The 11,819-nt window shown below is 62.8% G+C and carries 2 protein-coding genes; both read left to right on the plus strand.

Going from position 1 to position 11,819, the window contains the following annotated elements:
• Positions 1–277 precede the first annotated feature (277 nt).
• Positions 278–9,769 carry a non-ribosomal peptide synthetase gene (locus ALQ04_RS04115; protein WP_122314588.1) on the plus strand — a complete coding sequence of 3,164 codons (9,492 nt, stop codon included), beginning with the start codon at positions 278–280 and terminating at the stop codon, positions 9,767–9,769.
• Positions 9,766–11,819, plus strand: a 2,054-nt coding sequence (locus ALQ04_RS04120; protein WP_147466560.1) for a condensation domain-containing protein, incomplete at its 3' end; no start/stop codon positions are given. The genes ALQ04_RS04115 and ALQ04_RS04120, both read left to right, overlap by 4 nt.

An 11,819-nucleotide genomic window follows, 5' to 3' on the forward strand; every position in this document is an offset into this window, starting at 1 on the left:
ACGCCTGAATAATGACGATGATGATCGCAGTATTCAATCCCGTGGACTGTAGTAGAAAACCGGGACAAGGATATTTATAGATATGAACTTTCCATTACAGAAGAACTCTGCTTGATCGGCGACGAACGGTCATCGGTTTTACCCGCTGTGGGCCCGGAGGGCTGTCAAGGTTTTTTTGTGTGGTGGCTCGGTGCCATTGTAGGGGTTTTTGGGGACATACAGGGTCGGCAGGGCGGTGCTTGAATCCGCGGCTTAACTGCCAAAAGGACCTGGACCCATGTCTGCCGCCGATATCTTCCCCCTAACCGCCGCCCAGCGTGACATCTGGCTTGACCAGATCAGTCGTGGAGATTCGCCGCTTTATAACGTCGGCGGCTATCTGAACCTCACCGGCCCTCTGGACCCTGCGATGCTGCAGCGTGCTCTGGAACAGTTGGTGGCAGCCCACCAGGGATTACGTACCGTATTGCTGCCGGGAGCCGCGGCAGACGGCTTGCCACAGCAGACTTACGCAGCATCGATGCCCGTACCGATGCCGATCCACGACCTGAGCGGGCAGCCCGATCCCCTTGCCGCCGCCCATGCACTGACCCGTGAGTACATGCAGCGTCCTTACGTACTCAACGGCAGTCCGCTGTTCAATTTCTATCTCTTGCGTCTCGATGCAGACCATCACTGGATGATCAGCCTGGCTCACCACCTGATTCTCGATGGCTGGGGCTTCGGGCAACAGATCAAGTCGCTGGGTGAGCACTACACGGCATTGGTGGAAGGTTCCGAGCTTGAGTTCCAGGGGCAGGACTACAGCAACTTCATCAAGGAAGATGCGCACTACAATGCTTCGCCCCGCTATGCGCGTGACAAGGCGTACTGGCTGGAGAAGTACCGCAACCTGCCGGAGCCGCTGCTGGTATCGCGTTATCACAACCGCCGGATAACCGATCCGGCGCCGTCCGATACCTGGGTGCAGGATTTTCCGCAGACACTGCATACGCGCATGAAGCAGTTCGCCGAAAGCAACGGCTGCTCGACCTTCCATGTGCTGCTGGCGGCCTTGCACGTGTATTTCACCCGCACCGAACAGCGCGACGACTGGGTCGTCGGCTTGCCATTGCTCAACCGCATCGGCGCACGTTTCAAGGCGACCCTTGGCCATTTCGCCCAGGTCAGCGCGGTGCGCATGGCCTTTGCCGAGGAGTTGAACTTCGGCGCGCTGGTCACCGAGGTGCGCGACGCGCTCAAGCGCGATTTCCGTCATCAGCGCTTTCCCCTGAGCGAGCTGAATCGCAAACTGGGCGTAGCACGCGAAGAAAGAGGCCAGTTGTTCGAGGTCTCGGTGTCCTACGAACAGGAAGACCATGAGTATCGCTTCGGCGAGGTTGAAGCGCAGACAGTAAAAGTATCGAACGGCTACGAGGCGACACCTCTGGCCATCCACATGCGCACCAATCGCTACAACGACACCGCTCTGCTGCACCTGGTCTTTCACCGCGCCTGGTTCGAGGACGCGGAAGTCGAGGCGATAGCCGGGCGTCTGTTGCAGGTTCTGGAGCAAGGCCTGGAAAACCCGCACCTGCAGGTCGAGGACTTTGATCTGCTGACACCCGCCGAGCATCGACAACTGCAAGGCTGGAACGCCACCGATGTAGCCTTCAGCGGTGAGCAACTGATTCACAAGCGCATTGAACAGCAGGCACAGGTTCGCCCTGACGCCGTGGCGGCGCTGCATCAGGGCCGACACCTGACCTACGCGCAACTCAACCGCAAGGCCAACGGCCTGGCCCAGCGCCTGATCGAGCAAGGTGTGCGCCCGGATGATCGGGTGGCAATCGTTGCCCGGCGTGGCCTGGAAACCCTGGTGGGCATGCTGGCAATTCTCAAGGCCGGCGCTGCCTATGTGCCGGTCGACCCCGCGCATCCGCGCGAGCGTCTGGCCTACCTGCTGAGCGACAGTCAGCCGGTAGTGGTGCTGGTCCAGTCGAACCTGGTGGGTCGTTTGCCAAGCCTGGACCTGCCGCTGATCGAACTGGACGGCAGCGACTGGGGGCAGGGCGCTCATGCCAATCCACGGGTCGCCAATCTGCACAGCAATAACCTGGTCTACGTGATCTACACCTCCGGCTCCACCGGCCAGCCGAAAGGCGTGATGGTGGAGCACCGCACGCTCGCTCATCTGGTCGATTGGCATTGCGAGGCCTTTTCGCTGGGCGCGGGCGGACACGCTTCCTGCCTGGCCGGTTTCGGCTTCGATGCCATGGCCTGGGAAGTCTGGCCGACCCTGTGCAGCGGCGCGACCCTGCATCTGGCGCCGGTACAGGACGGCGGTGAAGACATCGATGCCATGCTGAGCTGGTGGCGCGCCCAGCCGCTGGACGTCAGCTTCCTGCCGACCCCGGTGGCCGAGTACGCCTTCAGCCAGGATGAAGATCATCCGACTCTGCGCACCCTGTTGATCGGTGGTGATCGCCTGCGTCAGCTCAATCGCGATCCGGGCTTTGCGGTAATCAACAACTATGGCCCGACCGAAACCACGGTCGTCGCCACCTCCGGGCAAGTGCTGGTCGACGGCAAGTTGCACATTGGTGGTCCGATCGCCAATACCCGTGCTTATGTACTGGATCAGCGGCTGCAACAGGTGCCGGTGGGTGTGACCGGTGAGCTGTATATCGGTGGCGCCGGGGTTGCCCGTGGTTACCTGAACCGCCCGGAAATGACCGATGAGCGCTTTCTTGCCGACCCGTTCAGCGATCAGCCGCAGGCACGGATGTACCGCAGTGGCGACCTGGTGCGCTGGAACAGCGACGGCACGCTGGATTACCTGGGCCGCAACGATGACCAGGTGAAGATTCGTGGCATGCGCATCGAACTGGGCGAAATCGAATCGGTGCTGGCCAGCCAGCCTGGAGTGAAAGACGCCGTGGTGCTGGTCCGCGATCAGCAACTGCTGGCCTGGTTCACCGAAAGCGCTACGGTCGATCCGGAAGAGCTGCGCCAGGCCCTGCGCACCCGCTTGCCGGGCTACATGGTGCCGCGTGCCTTCACATTCCTGGCAGCCTTGCCGCTGACCAGCAACGGCAAGCTGGATCGCCGCGCCTTGCCGGACCCGGATCCGGCAGCCCTGCTTGGTCAGGCCTACGAGGCTCCGCAAGGTTCGGTCGAAGTCGCCATGGCCGAAATCTGGGCGCAAGTGCTGGGTGTCGAGCAAGTCGGGCGGCATGACAACTTCTTTGAGCTGGGCGGTCATTCGCTGCTGGCCATCAACCTGGTGGATCGCCTGCGCAAGGCCGGGCTCAAGGCCGATGTCCACGTCCTGCTCGGTCAGCCGACGGTCGCTGCGCTGGCAGCATGCGATGGCAATGCCCGGCAGATTGCCGTGCCGGAAAACCGCGTTCCGGCAGGTTGCACACGCATCACGCCAGAGATGCTGAGCCTGACCGATCTGGATCAGACTGCCATCGACCGGATCGTCGCCACAGTGCCCGGTGGTGCTGCCAACGTGCAGGAAATCTACCCGCTGGCGCCGTTACAGGAAGGCATTCTTTATCACCACATCACTGCCGAACAGGGCGATCCGTATCTGCTGCAATGGCGTCTGGCCTTTGACAGCCTGGATCGCTTGCAGGCCTGGGCCGGTGCGTTGCAGCAGGTCATCGACCGCCACGATATCCTGCGTACTTCGGTGGTCTGGGAAGGGCTGGAAAGCCCGCAACAGGTGGTCTGGCGCAAGGCCGAGCTGACCGTGCAGGCCGTCAGCTTCGATACCCCGGATGCCAACACTACCGTCATCGAGCGTCTGCACCAGCAGTTCGATGCCCGTCATCACAGCCTGGAACTGTCTCAGGCTCCGCTCATGCGTCTGGTCCATGCCCAGGATCCGGTCAATCGCCAGGTCGTGGCGATTCTGCTGTTCCACCATCTGGTGCTCGACAACGCCGCCATGGAAGTGGCCAGCAACGAGATGCAGGCCTTGCTGTTCGGCCAGCCGGAGGATCTGGCCGCGCCAGTGCCGTATCGCAACTATGTAGCGCAAGTGCGCATGGGCGACGACGCTGGCCATGAAGCGTTCTTCAGCGAAATGCTCGGCGATGTCGACGAGCCGACCCTGCCTTTCGGTCTGCAGGATGTACGCACCGATGGCAGCGGTATCGAAGAAGCCCGGCTGGTGCTCGACAAGGGCCTGGCCTTGCGCCTGCGCGAGCAGGCCCGGCAACAGGGTGTGAGTGCTGCCAGCCTGATGCACCTGGCATGGGCGCGGGTGTTGAGTGTTCTCGCCAACCGTCGCGATGTGGTGTTCGGCACCGTATTGCTGGGCCGTATGCAAAGCGGTGAAGGTGCTGACCGCGCCCTGGGTGTATTCATCAACACCTTGCCGCTGCGCGTCGATACCGCGACTGACGCGGGCGAAGCGCTGAAAAGCGTGCATTCGCGGTTGTCGGCCTTGCTGGCCCACGAACATGCCTCGCTGGTCCTGGCCCAGCGTTGCAGCGCAGTAGCCGCGGGCTCTCCGCTGTTCAGCGCCTTGCTCAACTATCGTCACAGCGCCAATGTGCAGCCACTCGACGGTGAAGGGCCGTGGCAGGGCGTACGCGTGCTTGGCGGCGATGTGCGCAGCAACTACCCGCTGACCCTGAGCGTGGATGACATGAGCGACGGTTTCGACCTGCACGTGCTGGCACTCGAAGGTATCGGTGCCGGACGGGTCGTCGACTGGATGCACAACACCGTTGCGCAACTGGTCCAGGCTCTGGAGCAGGCCGCGCCGGTCGCACTTGCCGAGGTATCGATTCTTGAGGCCAGTGAACGTCGCCAGTTGCTGGTCGACTTCAATGCCAGTGCACAAGCCTTCCCGCAAGGCATGACCGTCCATGCGCTGGTCGAGGCTCAGGCCGCCAGCCGTCCGGATGCCCATGCCGTGGTGCAGGACGGTCAGGTCCTGACCTATGCCGAACTCAATCGCCGCGCCAACAGCCTGGCGCATCACCTGATCGGTCTGGGCGTGAAACCGGACGAGCGCGTTGCGCTGTGCCTGCGCCGCAGCCCGGACCGGATGGTCGGTCTGCTGGCCGTGCTCAAGGCCGGTGCCGCCTATGTGCCGGTGGATCCGGCCTATCCGGCGGAGCGCATCAGCTACCTGTTGCAGGACAGCCAGCCGCGCGTGGTGCTGGTCGATGGCTCGACTCACGATCTGGTTGGTGATGTACCGCAGGTTGACCTGAGCCAGAGTGCCTGGCATCAGGAATTCCACAGCAACCCACAGGTGGCGGGCCTGAGCGACCGCCATCTGGCCTACGTCATCTATACCTCCGGTTCGACCGGCCAGCCCAAAGGCGTGATGGTCGAACACCGCACCTTGAACAACCTTGTGCACTGGCACTGCCAGGCCTTCGACCTGCAGGCCGGCAGCCATACCGCCAGCGTCGCCGGTTTCGGTTTCGATGCCATGGTCTGGGAAGTCTGGCCTGCGCTGTGTGTCGGTGCCGTGCTGCACCTGCCACCGGCCCATGTCGGCAACGAGCATGTGGATGAACTGCTCGACTGGTGGCTGGAGCAACCCTTGCAGGTCGGTTTCCTGCCGACCCCGGTAGCCGAGCAGGCGTTCCACCGTCCGCGCCAGCACCCGACCTTGCGTACCTTGCTGATCGGCGGCGACCGCCTGCGTCAGTTCGATCGCGATCCGGGTTTTGCGGTGATCAACAACTATGGCCCGACCGAAACCACAGTGGTTGCCACTTCGGGGCAGGTCCTGGTCGGCGGTTCGCTGCATATCGGCGGTCCGATTTCCAACACCAGCATTTATGTTCTGGATGAGCAATTGCAGCCCGTGCCGGTGGGCGTAAGTGGTGAGCTGTACATCGGTGGCTCGGGTGTCGCACGTGGTTACCTGAACCGGCCGGAAATGACCGAAGAACGCTTCCTTGCCGATCCGTTCAGCAACAAGCTGCATGCACGGATGTACCGCAGCGGCGACCTGGTGCGCTGGAATGTCGACGGCACGCTGGACTATCTGGGCCGCAACGATGACCAGGTGAAGATTCGCGGCATGCGTATCGAGCTGGGCGAGATCGAGTCGGCTCTGGCGGCCCAGGACGGAATCAGGGATGCCGTGGTGCTGGTGCGCGGTGAACGCCTGTTGGCGTGGTTCACCGAAAGCGCGGCGGTCGACACCGAGGTGTTGCGTCAGGTATTGCAGGCCCGTTTGCCGGGCTACATGGTGCCGCTGGCCTTCATGCGCCTGGAAGAGCTGCCGCTGACCAGTCATGGCAAGCTCGACCGTCGTGCCTTGCCGGACCCGGATCAGGCCGATCTGGTCAGCCAGGCTTACGAAGCACCGCAAGGCGAAGTCGAAACCGCCATTGCTGCGCTGTGGGCGCAGGTGCTGGATGTCGACCGGGTAGGACGTCACGATAACTTTTTTGAACTGGGTGGCCATTCATTGCTGGCCGTCAGCCTGGTGGAGCGCATGCGCAACGCCGGCCTGAGCGCCGATGTGCGAGTCCTGCTTGGTCAGCCGACCGTGGCCGCCCTGGCAGCGTCCGTCGGCAACGGTCGCGAAATCAGCGTGCCGGCCAATCTGGTCCCGGCAGGCTGCACGCGCATCACGCCGGACATGCTGAGCCTGTCGCGCCTTGATCAGTCGGCCATCGAGAGAATTGTCGAGACGGTCCCCGGTGGCGCTGCCAATGTGCAGGAAATCTATCCGCTGGCGCCGTTGCAGGAAGGCATTCTTTATCACTACCTGACCGCCGAACAGGGCGATCCGTACCTGCTGCAATTGCGCATGAGCTTTGACAGTCTGGAGCGTCTGCAGAGCATTGCCGACGCCTTGAACAAGGTCATTGCGCGTCACGACAGCTTGCGTACCGCCATCGCCTGGGATGGGCTGGAAGTACCGCAACAGGTGGTCTGGCGCAATGCCGAGCTGCCTGTCGAGGAAGTGCCGCTGGCGCAGATCGAAGCCGAAGCCGGCGCTGCGCGCATGGACCTCAATCAGGCGCCGCTGATTCGTCTGGTCTATAACAACGACCCGGCCAGCGCGCGCCTGCAGGCGACCTTGCTGTTCCATCACATCGTGGTCGATGCCACGGCCCTGCAAGTGATGCGTGAAGAAATCCTTGCGCACCTGCGCGGCGAGCCGGAGCCTGCACAGCCGGCCGTGCCTTACCGCAACTACGTGGCCCAGGCGCGCCTGGGTGTCAGCGAGGCAGAGCACGAAACCTACTTCCGTGGCCAACTGGGTGATGTCGACGAGCCGACACTGCCGTTTGGTCTGCACGATGTGCAGAGTGATGGCAGTTCCATCGAGGAAGCCCAGCAGACGCTGCCCGATGATCTGGTGCTGCGCCTGCGCACTCAGGCCCGGCACATGGGCGTCAGCGTTGCCAGCCTGTTCCACCTGGCCTGGGGCCGGGTGCTGGCTTCCGCCACCGGCAAGGACCGGGTGGTATTCGGCACGGTATTGCTTGGTCGTCTGCAAGGCGGCGAAGGTGCCGACCGCGGCATGGGCATGTTCATCAATACCTTGCCGTTGCGGATCGATCTGGCCGGTATCGGCGTGCGCGAAGGGGCGCGAGCCACCCATGCACGTCTCGCCGAACTGCTCGGTCATGAGCATGCTTCCCTGGCTCAGGCCCAGCGCTGGAGCGGTGTGGCAGCACCATTGCCGCTGTTCAGCGCGATCCTCAATTACCGGCACAGCGCCGGACAGGCCCGGCAGGATGCGCAACAAGATGCGTGGCGCGGCCTGGAAATCCTCGCCAGCGAGAAACACACCAACTACCCGTTGAGCCTCAACGTCGATGACCTGGGTGAAAGCTTGCGGCTGTCGGTCACGGTCACCCCCAAGGTCGGTGCCCGACGCATCTGTGGCTATGTGCAACAGGCGCTGACCGGTGTGGTGGAGGCTCTTGAGTCGTCAACCGATTTGCCGCTGCAACAGTTGCCCGTGCTGGATGCTGCTGAACGCCAGCGTTTGTTGGTCGATTTCAACGCAACGCAAGTCGATTACGATCTGGAGCACACCCTGCATGGCCTGTTCGAGGCGCAGGTCGTTCGCGCGCCGCAGGCGGTGGCATTGCGTGGCGAAGGCGTACAACTGAGCTATCAGGCCCTCAACGAGCAGGCCAACCGTCTGGCGCATCATTTGATCGGCCTGGGGGTAAAACCTGACGATCGGGTAGCGATCTGTGTCGAACGTGGCGTGTCGATGGTGGTTGGCCTGCTGGCCATCCTCAAGACTGGCGCAGCCTATGTGCCGCTGGATCCGGGCTATCCGCTCGAACGCCTGCACTACATGCTCGAAGACAGCGCGCCAGCCGTGGTGCTGGTCCAGACGGCGACCGACAGGCTGCTCGAAGAAGAGCGCACGTTGCGTGTCGATCTTGACCATGGCACCTGGAATACCCAGAGCGTCGAGAACCCACTGATCGTTGGTTTTACACCGAAACACCTGGCCTATGTGATCTACACCTCCGGTTCGACCGGTACGCCGAAAGGTGTGATGGTCGAGCACCGTGGCGTAGGTAACCTGGTGCACTGGAGTTCGCAGGTTTTCGCGCCGAAACCGCAGGCAGCGCTGCTGCACAAGACCCCGATCAGTTTCGACGCCTCGGTATGGGAGCTGTTCTGGCCGCTGTGCAGCGGTTTGCCGCTGGTGCTGGCACGTCCTGACGGGCATCGCGATCCGGCTTACCTGATGCGCCTGATCCGCGAGCAACAGGTCAGCGTGGTGCAATTCGTACCGGCCTTGCTTCAACAGTTCCTTGAGCTGGACGAAATCAGCCAGTGCAAATCCCTGACCGACATCGTCTGTGGCGGCGGCGAATTGACTACCGCCCTGGCCGAACGAGTACGCCAGCTCCTGCCGTGGGCGCGTCTGCACAACGTCTATGGCCCGACCGAAACCACGGTCGACTCCAGCGCCTGGACCCTAGAGCCTCACGAACCGGTACCACAAAGCGCCTTGCCTATCGGCCGCCCGATCAGCAACACCCGCATGTATGTGCTGGACGAATACGACCAGCTCGTGCCGCAGGGCGTGATCGGTCAGTTGCATATCGGTGGTGCCGGGGTAACCCGTGGCTATCTGAATCTGCCGCAATTCCAGGCCGAGCGCTTCATCGACAGCCCGTTCGTGGCGGGCGACCGTCTGTATCGCACCGGCGACCTGGTCTGCCAGCGTGCCGATGGCAACCTGGATTTCCTGGGCCGTAACGACGATCAGGTCAAGCTGTATGGCCTGCGTATCGAACTGGGCGAAATCCAGGCCTGCATGACCCGCCATCCGGACATTCAGCAAGCCGTGGTACTGGCTCGCGACGAACAACCGGGCGGCCAGCGACTGGTGGCCTATTACACCGGCGCACTGCTGGCAGTGGAAACCCTGCGTGAGAGCCTGCGGGCACAGTTGCCGGACTACATGGTCCCGGCTCTGTATGTGCACCTTGACGCTTTCCCGCTGACGCCTAACGGCAAGGTGGACCAGAAGGCACTGCCGGCACCGGGCGCCGATGCGGTAGTGACACGTCCTTACGAAGCGCCGGAAGGCGAGACGGAAAACCTGCTGGCCGACCTCTGGGCCGAACTGCTCGGTGTCGAGCGGGTGGGGCGGCATGACAACTTCTTTGAACTGGGCGGTCACTCGCTCCTGGCGGTCAGTCTGACCGCGCGTCTGCGGCAGGAAGGCATTGAAGCCGATGTCCGGGCGCTGTTTGAACAACCTACGCTGGCCGGCTATGCAGCCATCACAGAGAGCATGGAGATTATCCTGTGAGCATCAACGAACTCCTCGCGACACTGAAGGCCAATGACATCAATCTGTCGGTCAAGGATGGACAACTGGTGGTGCAGGGCAACCGCCGTGCACTGACCGACAAGGGCCTGGTGGCACACCTGCGCGAGCACAAGCCGGCATTGATCGAACTGATCGAGCAGGGCGAGTACATGGCAACCAGACGGGGTGCCCCGACATTGCCGGACAACGGTATTCCTGCCGGCTGCACCCGTATCACTCCCGAGATGCTGACCCTGGTCTCGCTGGATCAGGACACCATTGAGCGCCTTGTCGCGCAGGTTCCCGGCGGCGCGGCCAATGTGCAGGACATCTACCCGCTGGCGCCCTTGCAGCAAGGCATTCTTTATCACCACGTGACGGCCAGCCATGGTGATCCCTATGTGATGCACGTGGAGTTCGCCTTTGCCGACCGCGCACGCCTGGAGGCCTTTGCCCTGGCACTGCAGACCGTGATCGAACGCCATGACATCCTGCGCACTTCGGTGCACTGGGACGGGCTGGAAACCCCGGTGCAGGTGGTCTGGCGTCACGCGAGACTCACGGTCGGCGCGTTGTCGGCACAGGCCCAGACCATGATGGATCTGAGCCAGGCGCCGCTGATTCGTCTGGTCTACGACGAATCCGCAGACAGCCAGGGCGTGAAAGCAGCCCTGCAATTCCACCATATCGCCATGGACCACAGTGCCCTGGAAGTGGTGCGCCATGAAATTCAGGCCTGCTTGCAGGGCCAGGCCGGTCTGCTGGGTACGCCGGTACCGTTTCGCAACTACGTCGGGCAGGCCCTGTTGGGCGTCAGCGAGAAAGAACACGAAGCGTTCTTCCGCGAGATGCTTGGCGATCTCGATGAACCGACTCTCGCCTACAACCTGCAGGACCTCAGCGGCGACGGCAGCGACATTGGCGAGCACACCCTGGCGCTGGACCTTGAATTGTGCCGCGGTCTGCGTACTCAGGCGCGGACTTTGGGCATCAGTGTCGCCAGCCTGTTCCACCTGGGCTGGGCGCGGGTTCTTTCCGGTCTGACCGGACGCCAGCGCGTGGTGTTCGGCACCGTGCTGATGGGCCGTTTGCTGGGCGCCGAAGCCACCGAGCGGGCGCTGGGTATCTTCATCAATACCTTGCCGATCCGCTTGAACCTGGACGCTGAGGACGTACGCAGTGCGGTCAAGACCACCCATCAGCGGCTGACCACGCTGATGCGCCACGAACATGCGCCACTGGCGCTGGCCCAGCGTTGCAGCGGCGTGGCTGCACCGACGCCATTGTTCAACGCCTTGCTCAATTACCGGCACAGCTCGCCGCAGACCGGTGGCGAAACCTGGCAGGGCATCGAAGTCCTGCATGCCCAGGAACGCAGCAACTACCCGCTGGTAATCAGCGTCGACGATCTGGGCGACGCTTTCAGCTTTACCGCGCAAACCACCTCCGGCATCGACCCACAGCGCATCTGCGCCTATTTGCAACGTGCCATGCAGCATTTGCTGGAAGCTCTGGAGCAAGCGCCACAGACACCGGTCGCGCGCGTGGACATCCTGCCGGTCGATGAGCGCAAGCTGTTGCTGGAAAGCTTCAATGCCTATCACCTCGCTCAGGAAACCGAGCTGACCATTCACCAGCGCATCGAACGCCAGGCACTGGATCAGCCGGATGCCATTGCCGCGCAAGTGGGCGATCAGCACCTGAGCTACAGCGAGCTGAACCGCAAGGCCAATGCCCTGGCCCGGCATCTGATCAGCCAGGGCGTGCGCCCGGATGATCGCGTGGCTGTGGTGGCGCGTCGGAGCCTGGAAACCCTGGTCGGCCTGCTCGCGGTACTCAAGGCTGGCGCCGGTTACGTGCCGGTGGACCCGGCACATCCCGACGAACGCATTGCCTACCTGCTGGATGACAGCGCACCGGTTGCGGTCCTGACTCAGCACGCACTGCTGGCTGGCCTGCCAACCTTGGCTGTGCCGGTGATTGCCCTGGATCGCCCGGACTGGGCCGAGCAGCAGGACAACCCATTGGTGGCGGGCCTGACGGCCGCCAA

It is taken from the genome of Pseudomonas cichorii, from assembly GCF_003700275.1.
Lineage (GTDB): Bacteria > Pseudomonadota > Gammaproteobacteria > Pseudomonadales > Pseudomonadaceae > Aquipseudomonas > Aquipseudomonas cichorii_B.

Excerpts from the sequence above, each read along its gene's own strand:
- ALQ04_RS04115 (WP_122314588.1), top strand. The coding sequence starts at position 278 with ATGTCTGCCGCCGATATCTTCCCCCTAACCGCCGCCCAGCGTGACATC.